Source organism: Pseudoduganella sp. S-14 (assembly GCF_049913285.1).
In the GTDB taxonomy this organism is placed as follows: domain Bacteria; phylum Pseudomonadota; class Gammaproteobacteria; order Burkholderiales; family Burkholderiaceae_D; genus Rugamonas.
Genome location: NZ_CP183991.1, coordinates 1,488,576 through 1,507,114, shown reverse-complemented (window position 1 = coordinate 1,507,114; position 18,539 = coordinate 1,488,576). Strand labels below are relative to the sequence as shown.

General features: G+C 65.6%; 14 protein-coding genes. 8 read left to right on the top strand and 6 right to left on the bottom strand.

Features of this window, described 5'->3' with window-relative positions; genetic code table 11:
• The first annotated feature begins 11 nt into the window (after nt 1-11).
• Nucleotides 12-2,405 carry a TonB-dependent receptor gene (locus ACN9MZ_RS06970; protein WP_426341488.1) on the top strand — a complete coding sequence of 798 codons (2,394 nt, stop codon included), beginning with the start codon at nt 12-14 and terminating at the stop codon, nt 2,403-2,405.
• 46 nt (nt 2,406-2,451) lie between these two features.
• Complete coding sequence (locus tag ACN9MZ_RS06965) at nt 2,452-4,743, top strand: ATP-binding protein (RefSeq protein ID WP_426341487.1); 2,292 nt, start codon at nt 2,452-2,454, stop codon at nt 4,741-4,743.
• Nucleotides 4,744-4,821: 78 nt separating this feature from the next.
• Here the strand turns inward: ACN9MZ_RS06965 and proC are convergent, their stop codons facing one another.
• Together proC and ACN9MZ_RS06955 are read right to left on the bottom strand one after the other, a co-directional pair.
• Nucleotides 4,822-5,658: a pyrroline-5-carboxylate reductase gene (gene proC / locus ACN9MZ_RS06960; protein ID WP_426341486.1), complete on the bottom strand. Its 837-nt coding sequence runs from the start codon at nt 5,656-5,658 to the stop codon at nt 4,822-4,824.
• A gap of 4 nt (nt 5,659-5,662) precedes the next feature.
• Entirely contained in the window at nt 5,663-6,370 is a 708-nt protein-coding gene (locus ACN9MZ_RS06955) for a YggS family pyridoxal phosphate-dependent enzyme (RefSeq protein ID WP_426169133.1), read from the bottom strand.
• A 57-nt stretch (nt 6,371-6,427) separates the two neighbouring features.
• Here ACN9MZ_RS06955 and ACN9MZ_RS06950 point away from each other — a divergent pair, with 57 nt between their 5' ends.
• From ACN9MZ_RS06950 to ACN9MZ_RS06930, 5 genes are read left to right on the top strand one after another with little or no spacing between them, the layout of a single operon-like run.
• On the top strand, nt 6,428-7,471 hold the full coding sequence (locus tag ACN9MZ_RS06950; protein ID WP_426341485.1) for a type IV pilus twitching motility protein PilT: 1,044 nt from the start codon (nt 6,428-6,430) through the stop codon (nt 7,469-7,471).
• A 2-nt stretch (nt 7,472-7,473) separates the two neighbouring features.
• Nucleotides 7,474-8,610 (top strand): PilT/PilU family type 4a pilus ATPase, encoded by a 1,137-nt coding sequence (locus ACN9MZ_RS06945; RefSeq protein ID WP_426169129.1) that lies wholly within the window; start codon nt 7,474-7,476, stop codon nt 8,608-8,610.
• Nucleotides 8,610-9,095 (top strand): glutathione peroxidase, encoded by a 486-nt coding sequence (locus tag ACN9MZ_RS06940; RefSeq protein WP_426341484.1) that lies wholly within the window; start codon nt 8,610-8,612, stop codon nt 9,093-9,095. The genes ACN9MZ_RS06945 and ACN9MZ_RS06940 overlap by 1 nt, the downstream gene beginning before the upstream one ends.
• A gap of 15 nt (nt 9,096-9,110) precedes the next feature.
• A complete protein-coding gene (locus ACN9MZ_RS06935) occupies nt 9,111-12,143 on the top strand; it encodes an MHYT domain-containing protein (protein ID WP_426341483.1) in 3,033 nt (1,010 codons plus the stop codon).
• Nucleotides 12,140-13,123 (top strand): HD domain-containing phosphohydrolase, encoded by a 984-nt coding sequence (locus tag ACN9MZ_RS06930; protein ID WP_426341482.1) that lies wholly within the window; start codon nt 12,140-12,142, stop codon nt 13,121-13,123. Before ACN9MZ_RS06935 ends, ACN9MZ_RS06930 begins: the two co-directional genes overlap by 4 nt.
• A gap of 2 nt (nt 13,124-13,125) precedes the next feature.
• Here the strand turns inward: ACN9MZ_RS06930 and glcF are convergent, their stop codons facing one another.
• From glcF to ACN9MZ_RS06915, 3 genes are read right to left on the bottom strand one after another with little or no spacing between them, the layout of a single operon-like run.
• A complete protein-coding gene (gene glcF, locus ACN9MZ_RS06925; protein ID WP_426341481.1) occupies nt 13,126-14,358 on the bottom strand; it encodes a glycolate oxidase subunit GlcF in 1,233 nt (410 codons plus the stop codon).
• A 1-nt stretch (nt 14,359) separates the two neighbouring features.
• Complete coding sequence (gene glcE, locus ACN9MZ_RS06920) at nt 14,360-15,436, bottom strand: glycolate oxidase subunit GlcE (RefSeq protein WP_426341480.1); 1,077 nt, start codon at nt 15,434-15,436, stop codon at nt 14,360-14,362.
• A 1-nt stretch (nt 15,437) separates the two neighbouring features.
• A complete protein-coding gene (locus ACN9MZ_RS06915; protein WP_426341479.1) occupies nt 15,438-16,895 on the bottom strand; it encodes an FAD-linked oxidase C-terminal domain-containing protein in 1,458 nt (485 codons plus the stop codon).
• A 102-nt stretch (nt 16,896-16,997) separates the two neighbouring features.
• Between ACN9MZ_RS06915 and ACN9MZ_RS06910 the strand changes: the two genes are divergently transcribed.
• Entirely contained in the window at nt 16,998-17,552 is a 555-nt protein-coding gene (locus ACN9MZ_RS06910) for a cob(I)yrinic acid a,c-diamide adenosyltransferase (RefSeq protein WP_426341478.1), read from the top strand.
• On the opposite strand, the gene ACN9MZ_RS06905 is transcribed toward ACN9MZ_RS06910, so the two are convergent.
• Nucleotides 17,549-18,445 (bottom strand): LysR family transcriptional regulator, encoded by an 897-nt coding sequence (locus ACN9MZ_RS06905; protein WP_426341477.1) that lies wholly within the window; start codon nt 18,443-18,445, stop codon nt 17,549-17,551. The two genes, ACN9MZ_RS06910 and ACN9MZ_RS06905, sit on opposite strands and share 4 nt — an antisense overlap.
• Between the last annotated feature and the right edge of the window lie 94 nt (nt 18,446-18,539).

Below are 18,539 nucleotides of genomic sequence, written 5' to 3'. Positions count from 1 at the left end.
GGGGAGACCACATGAAGCTGCGCAAGAAAGTCCTGTCGTCCAGCATTTCCACCGCCCTGCTCGCCTGCAGCGGCGCCGCCATGGCCGCCGATCCGGCGCCGAAGGAAGAAACCCATGTGGTGGTGGTCACCGCGCAGAACCGCACGCAGCAGGCGCAGGACGTGCCGATTGCGCTGCAGATCATTGGCGCCGACCAGATCGACAAGCTGGCCGCTCCCAGCCTGGCCGAAATGAACGGCTACATCCCCGGCCTGTCGGTCAACGCCGAGCAGGCGACCCAGCCCTCGCTGTCGCTGCGCGGCATCGGCACCGGCGACTTCGGCATCGGCACCGACGCTCCGGTCGGCATGTATATCGATGGCGTCTATGCCGGCAAGACCGGCGGCGCGATCATGAATTTCAACGACGTGCAGCGCATCGAAGTGCTGAAAGGGCCGCAAGGCACGCTGTTCGGCCGCAACAGCGCGGCTGGCGCCATCTCGGTCGTGACGCGCGAACCGGGCCGCGACACCGAACTGGAAGCGCGCCTGCGCTACGGCCGCTTCCACACCCGCAACGTGGAGCTGCTGGCCAATACGCCGCTCGGCGACAGCACGGCGCTGCGCATCACCGCCGTGCATCACGGCACCGACGGCTGGCTGAAGGATGCGGCCACAGGCGACTCGCTACAGCACGGCACCGACAACGGCTTGCGCGCGACCCTGCGCTGGGACGCGCCGGCACGCGCGAAAGTGCTGCTGTCGGTGGAGGCGGAAAAGCTCGACCACATGGCGCGCCCTGCCATCGGCCTGGTGGCCGGCGTTCCGGTAGTGCCGTCCGACCCTTCCGCCTACCTCGACCCGCGCACGGCCCCGGTTTACAACGACGCCATGCACAACGGCGAAACGCGCGACTTCCGCGGCAGCACGCTGCGCATCGAGGTGCCGCTGGGCTGGGCCACCTTCAATTCCACCACCGGCTATCGCCGCTTCGACTCGCGCAACCGGCAGGACAACGACGGCACCAACCTGGTCACCCATTACGTCGATACCGAAAACTCGGAACGCAACCGCAGCTGGCAGCAGGAATTCCGGCTGTCCGGCAACACCGGCATGGCGGACTGGGTTACGGGCCTCAGCTTCTATCACGAGAAAGCCCGCCAGACCAGCCAGGTCAACACCAATACCAACACCCTGGACACCATTTTCGGCAACGTGGCCAGTTTCCCCGTTTTCAGCCTGCTGGAAGGCGCCGCGGCCGCCGTCGACATTCCGGCCGGCTTGCTGGGCAACCCCTGGCAGGAGAACATGCACGTCGAGGGCCGCTACAAGGCGACCGCGATCTACGGCGACGTGATCTGGCACCTGGCGCCGAAGCTGAACCTGACCACCGGCGTGCGCTACACGCGCGACGACAAGCGCTTCAGCTGGTATAGCCCGCCGCGCATGGCGGCCGGCCTGGACGACAGCATCACCCGCCTGCAAAACCTCGGCTTCTTCGATGCACTGGTAGGCATGGGCGCCCTCACGCCGGAACAGCTGATGATGGCGCTGGGCGCGATGACCCAGAACATCGAGTTCACCAGCGCCGGCGCGACCACGGCGCCGCTGTCCAGGAAGAACAAATGGAACGACACCAGCCCGCGCGCAGTGCTCGACTACAAGCTCAACGACGACATGATGGTGTACGGCTCCATCGCCAAGGGCTACCAGGCCGGCGGTTTCAATGCGCTGCAGGTGAACGCCACTTACGAACCGGAAAAAGTGTGGAATGCTGAAGTCGGCGTGAAAAACTACTACCGCCAGTACAAGCTGCTGGTGAACGCCTCGCTCTACAAGTACAAGTTCAGCAACCTCCAATCGCTGGCCCTGGTGAACAACGGTTCCGCCATCCCGACCTACCAGGTCACCAGCAGCGACCAGGAAGCGCATGGCCTGGACTTCGACATGCGCTGGCAGCCGGTGCGCGACCTGCGCCTGAACATGAGCGCCGCCTACATCGACCAGACTTACAAGACCTTCACCACCAGCGACGGCGTCAGGCTCGATGGCCAGCCGGTCGGCACGCCGAAGTGGACCACCGCGCTCGGCGCCGATTACTGGGTGCGCGGCGTGGCAGGCGGCGATCTCAATTTCACGCTGCAGCATGCCTATACCAGCGCCACGCGCTGCAATGCCGACGCACTGCAGGGCGCCTGCCTGACCACGCCTCGCTTCCGCGTCGGCGGCGCCACCCAGCGCACCGACCTGCGCGCCGGCTACGAGGCGGCCAGCCATCAATGGGCAGTGGCGCTGTTTGCCAACAACCTGTTCGACAAGCGCTATGTGACCAGCATCGGCAACATGACCACCGGCCTGCTTGGCACGCCGTACGCCATGGTCAATTCGCCGCGCCAGGTCGGCGTCGAACTGCGCGTGAACATGTAGCCACTTGTAGTAAAATCAACCCCTTAGCCAATACTTTTATGTTGCAATGTTCGTCCGCGCCAAGCGTTCTTCCACCACACCGGGCCGGCCCCCGCAGTACGACGGGGCCGGGGACTTCCTGTCCCGCCGGCTCGATGGCCTGAACGAACAGGCCGACAACCTGCAAACCTGGCGCAACAACCTGTTGAACGGCTTGTGCGCCGTTGCCTTGGTCCTCGGACTGGTGGTGGCAATCCCCAGCGTCGTGGGCAGCATGAAGATGAATCAGTGGCCGCTGATCGTGAGCGATATCACGGCCCTGGTTTGCGTCGGCATCCTGTATTGCTATCGCGCCTTGTCGTTCCGCTTCCGCGCACTGGCATTTTTGGCCATCAGCTACCTGCTGGCACTGGTGCAGCTGTTTTCCGTGGGGCCGCTGGTCCAGCCCTACCTGCTCGCCGTTCCCATCCTGTGCACCGTGCTGCTCGGGCTACGCCCGGCCATGGTGGCCTTGCTCTGGTGCAGCGCCACCCTTTTCATCGTCGGCTATTTCGGGAACATCGATCCTGGCTTGAGCAAGGTGTTTGTGACCCTGCTGATGCACTGGTCGCTCGTTTCGCTGAACTTCACGCTGGTGGCTGCGGTGCTGGTGGTGTCCTGCGCCTACCTGCTGCACGGCCTGGAAGGCGCCCTGGCGCGCCAGCGTGCGGTGCAGGATGCGCTGGAAAACCAGGTCGCCACCTTGCAGGCGCGCGACCTCGAATTGCGCGAATCAACGGCTGCGCGCAAGGCGGCCGAAGAATCGAACGAGCAGAAATCGGAATTCCTGGCCATGATCAGCCACGAAGTGCGCACGCCGCTGGGCGGCGTGATCGGCATGCTGCAGCTTGCGAAGAAGGACGCCAGCCTGTCGGCCGAAACACGCAACAAGCTGCGCATCAGCCTGGGCAACGCGGAGGTGCTGCTGCACATCATTAACGACATCCTCGATTTCTCGCGCCTGGAAGCGGGCAAGATGCCGTTCGAAAGCATCGACTTCGACCTGCCTGCCCTGCTGTGCGACGTGGTGGCGCTGTTGGCCGATCGTGCCGAGACCAAGGGCATTTCGCTGGTGGCCGAGATCGACCCGGCCTTGCCGCGCTGGTGGCGCGGCGACCCGGTACGACTGCGTCAGGTGGCGATGAACCTGGTGGGCAACGGCGTCAAGTTCACCGAGCGCGGCGAAGTGCGCTTGATGGCCAGCGTGGCGCACAACGGCGGCATCGCGCTGGCCGTCAGCGACACCGGCATCGGCATCGAGCCCGATGCGATTTCCCGCCTGTTCCGAAAATTCGAACAGGCCAATGCAGCCACCTCGCGCAAGTACGGCGGCGCCGGCCTGGGCCTGGCGATCTGCAAGAACATTGTCGACGCCCTGGGCGGCACGATCGAGGTGCGCAGCGAACGCGGCGCCGGCAGCGTGTTCGAGGTGTGGCTGCCGCTGCAGGCAGGACAGCCCGCAACCGAAAGGGCGCTGCAGGCGCGCGCCCCGCATGCCGCGCGCCTGCAGATCCTGTGCGCGGAAGACGGCAGCACCAACCAGATCATCCTGCGCGAGCTGCTGGGCGAAATGGGCCATGCCGTCACGATCGCGGAAGATGGCGCCGCTGCGCTGGCGCGCCTGGCGGAACGCGACTTCGACCTGGTGATCATGGACAGCCGCATGCCGCGCATGGACGGCATCGCCGCCCTGCGCCTGCTGCGTGCCGGTGCGGCCGGCGTGCGGCAGCCTGCCATTCCGGTCATCGCCCTGACCGCCAACGCGGCTGCCGAAGAGCGCGAGCGCTTCATGGAAGCCGGCGCCAATGGTTTCCTGCCCAAGCCGATCGACGAGGCAAACCTGCATGCGGAAATCGGCCGCCACGCCGGCTTGCTGATGCAGTCGCCGCGCCGTGCCGAGCTTGACGCCATGTTCGGTACCGCGGACAGCGTGCTGCCGCCGGCGCCGGCGCGCGCCTTAAGCCCCGCCGCCTGCGCCGCCTTCATGCAGGAAGGCCCGCGCCAGCTTGCCGCAATCCGGCAGGGCATCCAGTGCGGCGACGTGCCGGCCATCAGCCTGAACGCGCATAGCCTGCAAGGCAGCGCCGGCCTGTTTGGCGCGCGCGAACTCAGTGCCCTGTGCGGCCTGGTCGAAACGCTTGCCAATGCCGGCATGATCGAGCGCATCCCGCCGCTTGTCAGCGAAGTGGAAGACGAGCTGGCGGCGCTGCTGGCCGAACTGGCCCTTATTCAAAACTGTAAACATTCAGCACCAGCCGCTCCTGTGGCGATCGTCCTGCGCACATCCGGCCCCATTCCAATATCAATAAAGCAAGAATGATATGTGCTGTGCCACACCGGGACCACTGGCCCGGCGCGCCAAGCGCATGGCCTGGCAGACCAGGGAAGCCGCCCGGCGTCAGCCGGCGGCGCCGAGCTGCTCGCCGAGCTCCTTGCCGCGCGCAGCGGCAGCCTTGACGGCGGCGATGATGGAAGCCTTGACGCCGCTCGCTTCCATGCTGGTCAGGGCGGCATAGGTGGTGCCGCCTTTGGAGGTCACTTTCTCGCGCAGCACCGGCACCGGGTCGGGCGACTGCAGCGCCAGCTGGGCCGCGCCGGTAAAGGTGGCCATGGCCAGCGCCTTGCCCTGCTCCGCCGTCAGCCCCAGCTCCTCGGCCGCCTGCTGCATCGCTTCGATGAAATAGAAGACATAGGCCGGACCGCTGCCGGAAACGGCTGTCACGGCATCGATCTTCGCCTCATCGTCCAGCCATACCGTGGCGCCGACGGCGCGCAGGATCTGGTCGGCCGTCCCGCGCTGCTGGACGCTGACGCCGGCGCAAGCCACCATGCCAGTCACGCCCATGCCGATCAGGGCCGGCGTATTCGGCATGGTGCGCACGATGGCCTGGTAGCCGCCCAGCCAGCGCGACAGGTCGGCGGCGCGGATGCCGGCCGCAATCGACAGCACCAGCGGCGAGCGGCCGGCCGCCTGCGCCGCCTGCAGCAGTGGCAGCAATTGCTGCGTCACTTCGTGCATCACCTGGGGTTTGACCGCCAGCACCAGCACCTCGGCTGCCGCCACCGGCTCGCCCGCCGCCGCGGCCACGCTGACGCCGTATTCCTGGCGCAGCTTTTCCAGCGAGGCCGGGTTCGGGTCCACCACGTGGATATTGGCGCCGGGCGTCAGCTTGCCGGCCAGGCCGGCGATCAGCGCGGCGGCCATGTTGCCGCCGCCGATAAATGCAATCTTCATCACGTTATCCTTTGTTGTAATCGCGGGCGCCGAAAATGGCGCTGCCGACGCGCACGATGGTCGCGCCTTCATGAATGGCAGCGCGCATATCGGCCGACATGCCCATCGACAGCGTGTCGAGCGCCAGGCCCTCGGCACGCAGTTGATCGGAGAGTTCACGCAGGACGCGGAAGGCCGCGCACTGCTGGTCGAAATCGTCTTGCGGCTCGGGGATGGACATCAGGCCGCGCAAGACCAGGCGCGGCAGCGCGGCCACGGTACGGGCCAGCGCTGCCGCGTCGGCGGGCAGCACGCCACTTTTGCTGGCTTCCCCGCTGGTATTGACCTGGATGCACACCTGCATGGGGTGCAAGCCTTGCGGCCGCTGCTCGCTCAGGCGCTGCGCGATCTTTTCGCGTTCAATCGTGTGCACCCAATCGAAGTTTTCCGCTATAAGACGCGTCTTATTGCTCTGGATTGGTCCAATAAAATGCCACTCCAACGGCGTGCAGCCGCGCATTCTTGCCAGTTCGTGGATCTTGTCCACCCCTTCCTGCACGTAGTTTTCACCGAAAGCACGCTGTCCCGCCAGCACCGCCTCGAAAACTGCCTGCGCCGGGAAGGTCTTGGACACGGCCAGCAGCTGCACTTCGTTGGGCGCGCGCCGCGCTTCGCGCGCGGCAACGTTAATTGCTTCAGTAACAACTTGCAAGTTGTGGGCTATTGTGGACATAATCGAATGAGACAGTGCCAAGCTTTTTTGGCTATTGAAAAAGCACAGGGATTATAAATGGACATTTCCGAACTTCTCGCATTCTCCTTCAAGCAAAAGGCATCCGACTTGCACCTGTCGGCAGGCTTGCCACCGATGATCCGCGTGCACGGCGACGTGCGCCGCATCAACCTGCCGCCGCTCGAGCACAAGGACGTGCACGGCATGATCTATGACATCATGAACGACGGCCAGCGCAAGGCATACGAAGAGATGCTGGAATGCGACTTTTCGTTCGCCATTCCGGGCCTGGCGCGTTTCCGCGTCAACGCCTACAACCAGGAGCGCGGCGCCGCCGCCGTGCTGCGTACCATTCCTTCCAAGGTTCTGTCGCTGGAAGAACTGAACGCACCGAAGATTTTCGCCGATTTCGCCATGAAGCCGCGCGGCCTGGTGCTGGTGACCGGCCCGACCGGCTCCGGCAAGTCGACCACGCTGGCAGCGATGATCAACCACCTCAACGAAAACGAGTACGGCCACATCCTGACCATCGAGGACCCGATCGAATTCGTGCACGAATCGAAGAAGTGCCTGATCAACCAGCGCGAAGTGGGCCCGCACACGCTGTCGTTCAGCAACGCGCTGCGCTCGGCGCTGCGGGAAGACCCGGACGCGATCCTGGTGGGCGAGTTGCGCGACCTGGAAACCATCCGCCTGGCGCTGTCGGCCGCGGAAACCGGCCACCTGGTGTTTGGCACCCTGCACACCTCCTCGGCCGCGAAAACCATCGACCGTATCATCGACGTGTTCCCTGCCGAAGAAAAGGAAATGGTGCGCGCCATGCTGTCCGAGTCGCTGCAGGCCGTCATTTCGCAAACCCTGCTCAAGACCAAGGACGGCTCCGGCCGCGTCGCCGCGCACGAAATCATGATCGGCACCCCGGCTATCCGCAACCTGATCCGCGAAGCCAAGATCGCGCAGATGTACTCCTCGATCCAGACCGGCAACAACGTTGGCATGCAGACGCTGGACCAGAACCTGACGGACCTGATCCGTCGCAACATGATCTCCCCGGCAGCAGCACGCTCGGCGGCCAAGATCCCAGACAACTTCCCAGGCTAACCATGGAACGCGACCAGGCTTCAAAATTCATGTTCGACTTGCTGCGCCTGATGGTCAGCAAGAAGGGCTCCGACTTATTCATCACCGCCGGCTTCCCGCCGGCCATCAAGATCGACGGCAAGATGACGCCCGTGTCGGCGCAGGCGCTGACGCCGGCCCACACCTCCGACCTGGCCCGTTCGATCATGAACGACAAGCAGACCGCTTCTTTCGAACTGACCAAGGAAGCCAACTTCGCGATCAGCCCCGGCGACCTGGGGCGCTTCCGTGTCTCGGCCTTCGTGCAAATGAGCGCCGTCGGCATGGTGCTGCGTACCATTAACAGTTCGATCCCGCAATTCGACGAACTGGGCCTGCCGCCCATCCTGAAGGACGTGATCATGTCCAAGCGCGGCCTGGTGATCATGGTCGGCGCGACCGGTTCCGGCAAGTCGACCACGCTGGCGGCCATGGTGGGCCACCGCAACGAAAACAGCTACGGCCACATCATCACCATTGAAGACCCGGTCGAATTCGTGCACCCGCACCGCAACTGCATCATCACCCAGCGCGAAGTAGGTGTCGATACCGAGGACTGGGAAGTGGCGCTGAAGAACACCCTGCGCCAGGCGCCGGACGTGATCCAGATCGGCGAGATCCGCGACCGCCAGACCATGGACCACGCGATCGCCTTCGCCGAAACCGGCCACCTGTGCCTGGCCACCCTGCACGCCAACAGCTCCAACCAGGCGCTGGACCGTATCATCAACTTCTTCCCCGAAGAGCGCCGCCAGCAGCTGCTGATGGACTTGTCGCTGAACCTGAAGGGCATGATTTCGCAGCGCCTGATTCCGAAAAAGGATGCCAAGGGCCGCGCCGTGGCGGTGGAAATCATGCTGAACTCCCCGCTGATCGCGGACCTGATCTTCAAGGGCCAGGTGCACGAGATCAAGGAGCTGATGAAGCGCTCGCGCGAACTTGGCATGCAAACCTTCGACCAGGCGCTGTTCGACCTGTACGAAGCGGGCCAGATCACCTATGAAGATGCGCTGCGCAACGCGGACTCGGTCAACGACCTGCGCCTGGCCATCAAGCTTGAATCGAAGGAAGCGAGGAACCGCGACCTGGCCGCCGGCACCGAGCACCTGGGGATCGTCTGATGAGCACTGTTTACGACTTCAGCGCCGACAGCCTGTCAGGCCAGCAGGTGGACCTGAAGCAATACCAGGGCAAGGTGCTGCTGATCGTGAACACGGCCAGCAAATGCGGCTTCACGCCGCAGTACCAGGGGCTGGAGGAACTGCACAGGCAGTTCGCCGGCCAGCCCTTCGAAGTGCTGGGTTTCCCCTGCAACCAGTTCGGCCAGCAGGAGCCTGGCGGCGCCGACGAAATCGGCGCCTTCTGCGAGAAGAACTATGGCGTCACTTTCCCGGTGTTCGCCAAGATCGACGTCAACGGCGACAACGCGCACCCGCTGTACCAGCATCTGAAAAAGAATGCGCCGGGCATCCTTGGCACGGAAGGCATCAAATGGAATTTCACCAAATTCCTGGTGCGCAAGGACGGCAGCATCCATGACCGTTATGCGCCGACCACCAAGCCTGCCGAACTGGCAGACGAGATCAGGAAGCTGATAGCGCAGTAAGGAGGAAGCGCCGCCATGGGCGAGATCAAGCACTACTTGATCCAGCTATTTTCGCCGCCAGCTGACCCGGCGCTACTCACTTACGGGATCTACACTCCCTCGCTTGTCATCCTGTCGCTGCTGGTGGCGAGTTTTTCCTCCGCCATGGGCCTGCAGATGGCCGGCCAGGCGGCACGCAGCAGCAAGCGCATGCTGCGCCTGGCCGCTCTGGCGACCGGCAGCTTTGCGCTCGGCAGCGGCGTGTGGGCCATGCACTTCATCGGCATGCTGGCCTTTAACCTGTGCACGCCGGTTTCCTACGATCCGTCCATTACCCTGCTGTCGATGCTGCCCAGCATCGCCGCTTCCAGCGTCGCCCTGCCGCTGCTTGGCCGTCAACGCATCGGCGTGCGCAGCCTGCTGGTGGGCGGGGTACTGGTCGGCGCGGGTATCGGCGCCATGCACTACACGGGCATGGCGGCCATGCGCTCGGCGCTGCATCTGCGCTATGACCCGTGGATGTTCGGGCTGTCCATCGTGGTCGCCATTGCGCTGGCGACCCTGGCGCTGTGGGTACGCTTCGGCTTGCAGGGCTCGCAGGGCTTGCGCCGCCGGCTGGGGGAAAGCGGGACCGTCGCCGTGGCTGGCGTCATCATGGGCTGCGCCATCTCCGGCATGCACTACACCGGCATGGCTGCGGCGCGCTTCGTCGGACGCGTGCCGCTCGACCCGGCCAGCGGCATCGCGAATGCCGGCTTCCTGGCACTGGCGGTGACCGTGACCACTGCGCTGCTGACGGCGCTGGTGGTGTTCGCCAACGGCATGCTGCGCTACCGCGCACTGTTCCACCACGTGAGCGACCTGGAACAGGCGCTGCGCGCCAGCGAAGCGCAACTGCGTTCGCTGGTCGCCAACATCCCCGGCATCACCTTCCGCTGCCGCAACGCGCCAGGCTGGCCGCTGGTATTCGTCAGCGACGCCATCGAAACCATGACCGGCTACCCCGCCTCCGACTTCCTCGGCGATCCGCCCCGGCGCCTGTTCGGGGAACTGGTGCACCCGGACGACTTGCCGGGCGTGCAGCAAGGCGCGCGCAGCGCCATTGAACAGCGCCGTCCTTTCACGCTGGATTACCGCATCATCCATCGCGACGGCAGCATCCACTGGTTCTGGGGCAACGGCAACGTGGTGCTCGGCCCGAACGGCGAAGTCGAACTGCTGGACGGCGTGGTGCTCGACATCAGCAACCGGCGCCTGATGGAGCAGGACCTGCGCATCGCCAAGGAGCGCGCCGAGCAGGCAGCGGCGGCACGCGCCGCCTTCCTGGCCAATATGAGCCACGAGATCCGCACCCCGATGAACTCCATCCTCGGCTTCACCGACGTGCTGCTGCATGGCGAATTGAGCGCCGTGCAGCGGCGCCACCTCGACACGGTGCGCAATGCCGGCCGTTCGCTGCTGCGCCTGTTGAACGCCATCCTCGATACGGCCAAGCTGGACAAGGGCGCGGTGGAACTCGAACTGCATGATTTCAGCCTGCTGGCCCTGGCCGACGAACTCTCTTCCAGCATGGGCAATGCGGCCAAGGCCAAGGGCCTGGCGATGTCGCTGCACTACGACCCGGCCCTGCCGAACTGGATCCACGGCGATGAACTGCGTGTGCGGCAAGTGTTGACCAACCTGCTGGACAACGCCGTCAAGTTCACCAGCCAGGGCAGCGTGTCGCTGGCAGTCAACGCCGAGCGCGAAGGCGAGCGGCGCCTGGTGCATTTCGCCGTCAGCGATACCGGCATCGGCATTGCCCCCGACCGCATGGCTGCCATCTTCGAGCCCTTCGTGCAGGCCGACGCTTCGATGAACCGCCGCTTCGGCGGCACCGGCCTGGGCACCACCATCTGCAAGCAACTGGTGGAGCTGATGGGCGGCCGCCTGTTGGCCGAAAGCACGCCGGGCGCGGGCAGCACCTTCCACGTGCTGCTGCCGCTGCTGGCGGCGCGCGACGAAGCCGCGCGCAGCGCGGTAGCGCCAACCTTGCTGCCACCGATGCATATCCTGGCTGCCGACGACGTGCCGCAGAACCTGGAAGTGCTGATGTTGTTGCTGGCAAAGCTGGGCCATACCGTGACCGGCGCCAGCGACGGCGCCATGGCTGCGCAACTGGCGTCCGAAGCGCAGTTCGATGCGATCCTGATGGACGTGCAGATGCCCGGCATGGACGGCCTGGAAGCCACGCGCCGCATCCGCGCCGACGAAGCGGCCGCGGGCCGCAAGCGCACCCCGGTCATCGCCATGACCGCCAGCGTGCTGGAACGCGACCGCGACGCCACGCGGGAGGCCGGGATGGACGGCTTCACCACCAAGCCGGTGGACGTGGCCGTGCTGACGCAGGAGCTGGCGCGCGTGCTTGGCATGCCGTCCGGCGCGCCGCAACTGGCGCCAGCGGCCAGCCCGGCGCGCGGCATGGTGCTGAATGCGGACAAGGGCCTGGCGCGCTGGGCCGGCCAGCGCGAAGCCTACCAGCGCGCGCTGCGGCGCTTCGCGCAAGACTACGAGAGCGCGCAGCGGGAACTCGGGTCCGCCATTGCTGCCGGCCAGCACGCAGCCTGCGCAGCCCTGGCGCACCGCCTGCGTGGCGCCGCCGCCAACCTTGGCATGGAACAATTGGCAGATGCGCTGTGGCGGCTGGAGACCGGCCTGCAGGCGCAGGACGGCCGTGCCGGGCTGCCGGCCTTGCTGGAACAGGCGACACAGTGCCTGACGGACGCCCTGGCCGCCGTGTGGGCGCGGGACGATGCCGGCGACCCGCTTGCGCACTCCGCGGCGCCGGCGTCGCCGCTCGACCTGGAGCAGGCGCAGGCGATGGGCAAGGCCATGCTGCAGTCGCTGGAGCGCGGCAGCTTCGAGCAGCAGCAACTGGCCGCGTTGGCCAATGTGCTGCGCGGCTGCGTCGCCGAAGCACAGCTGCAGGCCCTGCAGCGCGCGCTGGACGACTTCGACTTCCCGGCCGCCCGCGACGCCCTGCAAGCGCTGCTCGACGCGTGCCTGGACACGCAAAGGAATACGCCATGACCCGACAAGCCACCGTGCTTGCCGTCGACGACGAATCGACCAACCTGCAGCTGCTGCGCCAGATCCTGCAGGACAGTTACCGGCTGCTGTTTGCCAAGGATGGCGCGCGCGCCATCGAACTGGCGGTCAACGAACAACCCGACCTGGTCCTGCTTGACGTGATGATGCCCGAAATGACGGGCTACGACGTTTGCCGGGTACTGAAGGCCAACCCCGCCACCGCCAATATCCCCGTGATCTTCGTCACTGCGCTGACCGATTCGAACGACGAAGTGGACGGTTTCGAAGCGGGCGCGGTGGACTTCATCAGCAAGCCGCTCAGCCCCGCCGTGGTCAAGGCCCGCGTCAAGCTGCACCTGTCGATGGTGCGCATGGAGGAGCTGCGCGCCAGCCGCCTGGCCATCGTGCAGCGGCTTGGACTGGCAGCCGAGTACAAGGACAACGAGACCGGCCTGCACGTGATTCGCATGAGCCATTATGCCCGCCTGCTCGGAACTGCCGCCGGCCTCGACGAACAGGACGCGGATGACCTGTTCATTTCCGCCCCCATGCACGATATCGGCAAGATCGGCATTCCCGACAGCATCCTGCAAAAACCTGCCCGACTGACGCCGGAAGAATACCTGGTCATGCAAACCCACCCCGGCATCGGCGCCCACATCATCGGCCAGCACGAGGGCGGCATGCTGGCCATGGCGCACGACGTGGCGCTGTGCCATCATGAAAAATGGGACGGCAGCGGCTATCCCAATCGCCTGGCCGGCGAGGACATCCCGCTGGCGGGCCGCATCGTTGCGGTTGCCGACGTATTCGATGCGCTGACGTCCGTGCGCCCCTACAAGGCAGCCTGGAAGCTGGAAGATGCCTGCGCCTGGATGAAGGACCAGCGCGGCCGGCATTTCGAGCCGCGGCTGGTGGACCTGTTCCTCGACCAGTTGCCCGAGGTGACGCGCATCATGGACAAGTGGGCCGAGCGCTGAAGCTAGCCGTGCAAGGCGCGGTCGAGCAGTTCGATCCAGTGCTCGACCGGCGTTTGCGTGCCGGACTGCAGGTGCCCGATGCAGCCGATATTGGCCGAGACGATCCGTTCGGCGCCGGTATCGGCCAGGTTGGCAAGCTTGCGGTCGCGCAGCTGCTGCGACAAGTCCGGCTGCAGCAGCGAATAGGTGCCGGCTGAACCGCAGCACAAGTGCGCATCGCGGCACATCCTTACCTCCACGCCAAGCGCGCGCAACAGCCCCTCAACCTTGCCGCGGATCTGCTGGCCGTGCTGCAGCGTGCAGGGAGGGTGCCACGCGACAGGCGCCCCGGCAGCGCGCGCGCCTGCGCGCTGCACCAGTTCGGCTTCGAACGAGGGCAGGATTTCACTCAGGTCCCGCGTCATTTCCGAAATGCGCGCCGCCCTGGCGGCATAGGCGCTGTCGTGCGCCAGCAGATGGCCGTATTCCTTGACCGTGACGCCGCAGCCGGAAGCGGTCATCACAATCGCCTCCACCTGCTCCTGCGCCACGTATGGCCACCATGCGTCGATATTGCGCCGCATGTCGTCGAGCGCCGCATCCTGGTCGTTCAGGTGAAAGCGCAGCGCGCCGCAACAGCCGGCGCCGGGTGCAGCAAGCAACTGCACGCCCAGGGTGTCCAGCACGCGCGCAGCGGCCGCGTTGATGTTCGGCGCCAGGCCGGGCTGCACGCAGCCATCGAGCACCAGCATCTTGCGGGTGTGCGCGCGCGCCGGCCATGCGCTCGCGGGCCTGCGCGCTGGCAGCTTGTCCTGCAACGGCTTGCCCAGCAAAGGCTTGAGCAACTGCCCCGCGCGCAGGGCCGGCTCGAACAGCCAGCGGCGCGGCAAGGCTTCCTTCAGCACGTAGCGCCGGATGCGGTCCGGCAGCTTGCGCGGCACGCGCTGCTCAACCACCTTGCGGCCGATGTCGACCAGGCGCCCATACTTGACGCCAGAAGGACAGGTGCTTTCGCAATTGCGGCAAGTCAGGCAGCGGTCCAGGTGAAGCTGGGTGCTGGCCGTCACCGGCGCGCCCTCCAGCACCTGCTTGATCAGGTAGATGCGGCCGCGCGGCCCATCCAGTTCGTCGCCCAATAGCTGGTATGTCGGGCAGGTCGCAGTACAGAAGCCGCAATGCACGCAGGCGCGCAGGATCGCTTCCGCTTCGTCGCCGTCCGGCGTACCCTTGATGAAATCTGCCAGGTTCGTTTGCATATCAGTACATGCGGCCGCAATTGAAAATGCCCGCCGGGTCGAAGGCGGCCTTCAGTCGTTCGTGGATGCGCGCGATCGCCGGCGCCAGCGGATGGAAGGCCCCGACGCCTGCGCCAAGATCTTCGCTCGCGACCCGGTAACGCGTAGCGTGTCCTCCAGCCGCAGCCGCGACTCGCCGAATCTCTTCGGCGACGCCGTGGTCGACGCGCAGCCAGCGCTGCGCCCCGCCCCACTCGATCAACTGTTCGCCGCGCATCACCAGCGCGCTGGCGGCGCTTGGCACGGACAGGCGCCACAGCTCCGCCGCTCCCGCCTCCGCGCTCGCGAAGAAGTCGCCGCGCTGGTCGCGCAAGGCGTTCCAGAATGCGCTGCCATCGGCCAGCGCCTCGCCGCCCATGCCAGCCTGCGCCGCCCTGACTGCCGCTTGGGCTCCCGACAGGCGCACGGTCAGCACCCCGCAGTGCCAGCAGGTCGCCGACACCGGCAGCGGCCGCCCGACCCACTCGTTCATCATGCGCAGCGCCTTGATCTCGTCCGCTTCGAAGCGGATGGTCGCCTCGCAGAAAGGCTGCGGCAGCACCTTCAACGACACTTCGGTGACCAGGCCCAGCGTCCCCAGCGAACCGGCCAGCAGCCGCGATACGTCATAGCCGGCCACATTCTTCATCACCTGGCCGCCGAAGGACAATAGCTCGCCGCGGCCATCCATCAGCTGCGCCCCCAGCACGAAGTCGCGCAATGCCCCGGCTGTGGCGCGGCGCGGGCCGGACAAGCCGCTGGCCAGCACGCCGCCGATGGTCGACCCGGCGCCAAAGCGCGGCGGTTCGAAGGCCAGCATCTGTCCATGCTGCGCCAGCAAGGCTTCGATGTCGGCCAGCGGCGTGCCGCAGCGTGCCGTGACCACCAGCTCGGTCGGCTCATATTCGACGACGCCGGCATAGGCGCGGGTATCGAAAACATCGCCGACCACGTTCTGCCCATACCAGTCCTTGGTGCCGCCGCCGCGCAACATCAGCCGCGTGCCATCGGCGCTGGCGGCCTGGATGCGGGCGCGGAATTGTTCGAGAATCGCATCCATCTCAGAACCTCGGCAATCCGGCATGCGGCAAACGGCCCGCACGCACATGCATCTTGCCGAACTCCGCGCAGCGGTTCAGCGTTGGAATCGCCTTGTCCGGATTCAGCAGCGACAAAGGGTCGAAGGCCCGCTTCACCGCAAGGAAGGCCGCCAGTTCGGCATCGCTGAACTGGGCGCACATGGAGTCGATCTTCTCGATGCCCACGCCATGCTCACCGGTGATGGTGCCGCCCACTTCCACGCACAGCGCCAGGATCTCTGCGCCGAAAGCTTCGGCGCGATGCAGCTCGTCGGGCTGGTTGGCATCGAACAGGATCAGCGGGTGCAGGTTGCCGTCGCCCGCGTGGAACACGTTGGCGCAGCGCAGGCCGTACTTCGCTTCCATCTGCTCAATTCCCAGCAGCACGCGCGCAAGCTGCTTGCGCGGGATGGTGCCATCCATGCAGTAATAATCGGGCGAAATGCGCCCCGCCGCCGGGAAGGCGTTCTTGCGGCCGGACCAGAATTTCAGGCGCTCCTGCTCGCTGCTCGAGACCAGCACCGCACTGGCGCCGGCCGCCTGCAGCACGGCCGTCATGCGGGCGATTTCCTCTTCGACCTCATCGACCGTGCCGTCGGCTTCACACAGCAGGATGGCGGCGGCATCGGTATCGTAGCCGGCGCGTACAAAGGGTTCGACCATGCGCGACGAAGTGCGGTCCATCATTTCCAGGCCGGCCGGGATGATGCCGGCCGCGATCACATCAGCCACTGCGCTGCAGCTTGCGCCAACTTCGTCGAAAGAAGCCATGATGACGCGCGCACTGGCGGGCTTGGGCACCAGCTTGACGGTGACTTCGGTGACGATGCCCAGCATGCCCTCGGAACCGACAAAGGCGGCCAGCAGGTCCAGGCCCGGCGCATCGAGGCACTCGCCGCCCAGCTCCACCACGTCGCCCTCGATGGTTGCCATGCGCACGCGCAGTACGTTGTGCACGGTGAGGCCATACTTCAGGCAGTGCACGCCGCCCGAATTCTCCGCCACGTTGCCGCCGATGGTGCAGGCGATCTGCGAGGAAGGATCGGGCGCGTAGTACAGGCCGTATGGTTCGGCAGCTTCGGAGATGGCGAGGTTGCGCACGCCCGGCTGCACAACTGCCGTGCGTGAAAAGGCGTCCATGCGCACGATCTGGTTCATGCGCGCGGTGGACAGCACCAGGCCGTCGGCAATCGGCATGGCGCCGCCGGACAGGCCGGTACCCGCACCGCGCGGCACGATCGGCACATTGAATTCGCGGCAGACCTGCAGGACGGCCAGCACCTGCGCTTCGTCAGCCGGCAAGGCAACCGCCATGGGAAGCTGGCGATACGCCGACAGGCCATCGCACTCATAGGGACGCGTGTCTTCCGCTTCCGACAGCACGCTCGATGGCGGCAGGGCCGCGCGCAGGGCGGCAACGAAGGCTGTGCTGTTTTTCATTGATCCATTGTAAGTTCAAATCCTGCAAGCACGCGGAATTCCCCTCCCAAGCAATGGTAATTTGTCGTATCCTGCCACCGTTAACGACAATTTGAGGCTGCAATGGGTAATCGACTCTCGAAAATCGCCACCCGTACCGGCGACAAAGGCACCACCGGCCTGGGCGACGGCTCCCGCGTGGACAAGGACAATGTGCGCATCCAGGCCATCGGCGAAGTGGATGAGCTGAACTCCAACCTCGGCGTGCTGCTGGCCGAAGCACTGCCGGACGAGATGCGCGAGGAGCTAGTCTCGATCCAGCACGACCTGTTCGACCTGGGCGGAGAGCTGTGCATTCCGGGCTACCAGATGATCAAGGAAGAACACGTCGAGCGCCTCGATGCGCTGCTGGCCAAGTACAACGCTACGCTGCCGGCGCTGACGGAATTCATCTTGCCGGCCGGTTCGCGCGCCGCGGCGCTGTCGCACGTGTGCCGCACCGTATGCCGCCGCGCCGAGCGCGCCATCGTCACGCTGGGCAAGAGCGAAAACATCCACGACTTCCCGCGCCAGTACGTGAACCGCCTGTCTGACCTCATGTTTGTGCTGGCGCGTGTGCTGAACCGCTTTGCAGGCGGCAGCGACGTGTTGTGGCACCACGACCGCAAGCGCGGTTAAAAGCCGGCCTGCGCGGCAAAGCGCTGCTGCAGGTAGTCGAGCATGAGCCGCACCCGGTGCGGCAGGTAGCGGCGGCTGGGGTAGAGCAGGTGCAGTTCCTGCGCCGGCCCCTGCCAGCCACGCAGCACCCGGCGCAGCTTGCGCCGGGCCAGCAAGTCATGCACCAGCCATTCCGGGCACAAGCCGATCCCGCCGCCCGCAGCCAGCGTATCGCGGATTGCCAGCGCATTGTTGACGCGATAACGGCCGTGCGTGGCGATTGCCACATTTTGCTCCCCATCCGATAATTCGAGCCTGTCGCCGCTGCTCAACCAGGCGAAGCGGATGTATTCGTGCTCAACCAGTTGAGCGGGTATTTGCGGCGTGCCGTGCGCCTTCAGGTAGGATGGCGCGGCCACCAGCAGGCGCGGCGAAGCCCCGATGCGGCGCGCGATCACGTTCGGCGGCAAGTCGCTGCCGAGACGCACCGCGATGTCCACGCCCTCTTCCACCAGGTCCGCCATGCGGTCGTTCAGGATCAGTTCAACTTCAATGGCGGGGTATTGCCGCAGGAAGTCCTGCACATAGGCGTTGAGGCAGAACTGCCCCAGGGCCACCGGTGCATTGATGCGCAGCAGGCCGCTGGCGGCAGCCGTCTCGCCGCGCACGTCGGCTACCGCGTCGGCATATTCTTCCAGCACGCCGCGGGCGCGTTCGTAAAAGCGGCGGCCGGGCACGGTCGGCGACAGGCTTGCGGTGCTGCGTTCGAGCAGTCGCACGCCAAGGTCGGCCTCCAGCGCCGCGACGACTTTGCTGATATTCGATTGCGTGGAGTGCTGCTCGCGGGCGACGGCCGAAAGACTGCCCAGTTCAATGGCACGCACGAAGCATTCGAGGGAGCGTAAAGTGTCCATTCATCATTCCTTTTTGGACTTAACTATAGTCCAATTTCGCAACTACCAGTCGACATCGGAATAAAGGAGCATGGCTTCATCCGAACCTGACTGG

Coding starts and splice junctions, on each gene's coding strand:
- ACN9MZ_RS06970 (WP_426341488.1), top strand. CDS start 12: ATGAAGCTGCGCAAGAAAGTCCTGTCGTCCAGCATTTCCACCGCCCTG.
- ACN9MZ_RS06965 (WP_426341487.1), top strand. CDS start 2,452: ATGTTCGTCCGCGCCAAGCGTTCTTCCACCACACCGGGCCGGCCCCCG.
- proC (WP_426341486.1), bottom strand. CDS start 5,658: ATGAAGATTGCATTTATCGGCGGCGGCAACATGGCCGCCGCGCTGATC.
- ACN9MZ_RS06955 (WP_426169133.1), bottom strand. CDS start 6,370: ATGTCCACAATAGCCCACAACTTGCAAGTTGTTACTGAAGCAATTAAC.
- ACN9MZ_RS06950 (WP_426341485.1), top strand. CDS start 6,428: ATGGACATTTCCGAACTTCTCGCATTCTCCTTCAAGCAAAAGGCATCC.
- ACN9MZ_RS06945 (WP_426169129.1), top strand. CDS start 7,474: ATGGAACGCGACCAGGCTTCAAAATTCATGTTCGACTTGCTGCGCCTG.
- ACN9MZ_RS06940 (WP_426341484.1), top strand. CDS start 8,610: ATGAGCACTGTTTACGACTTCAGCGCCGACAGCCTGTCAGGCCAGCAG.
- ACN9MZ_RS06935 (WP_426341483.1), top strand. CDS start 9,111: ATGGGCGAGATCAAGCACTACTTGATCCAGCTATTTTCGCCGCCAGCT.
- ACN9MZ_RS06930 (WP_426341482.1), top strand. CDS start 12,140: ATGACCCGACAAGCCACCGTGCTTGCCGTCGACGACGAATCGACCAAC.
- glcF (WP_426341481.1), bottom strand. CDS start 14,358: ATGCAAACGAACCTGGCAGATTTCATCAAGGGTACGCCGGACGGCGAC.
- glcE (WP_426341480.1), bottom strand. CDS start 15,436: ATGGATGCGATTCTCGAACAATTCCGCGCCCGCATCCAGGCCGCCAGC.
- ACN9MZ_RS06915 (WP_426341479.1), bottom strand. CDS start 16,895: ATGAAAAACAGCACAGCCTTCGTTGCCGCCCTGCGCGCGGCCCTGCCG.
- ACN9MZ_RS06910 (WP_426341478.1), top strand. CDS start 16,998: ATGGGTAATCGACTCTCGAAAATCGCCACCCGTACCGGCGACAAAGGC.
- ACN9MZ_RS06905 (WP_426341477.1), bottom strand. CDS start 18,445: ATGGACACTTTACGCTCCCTCGAATGCTTCGTGCGTGCCATTGAACTG.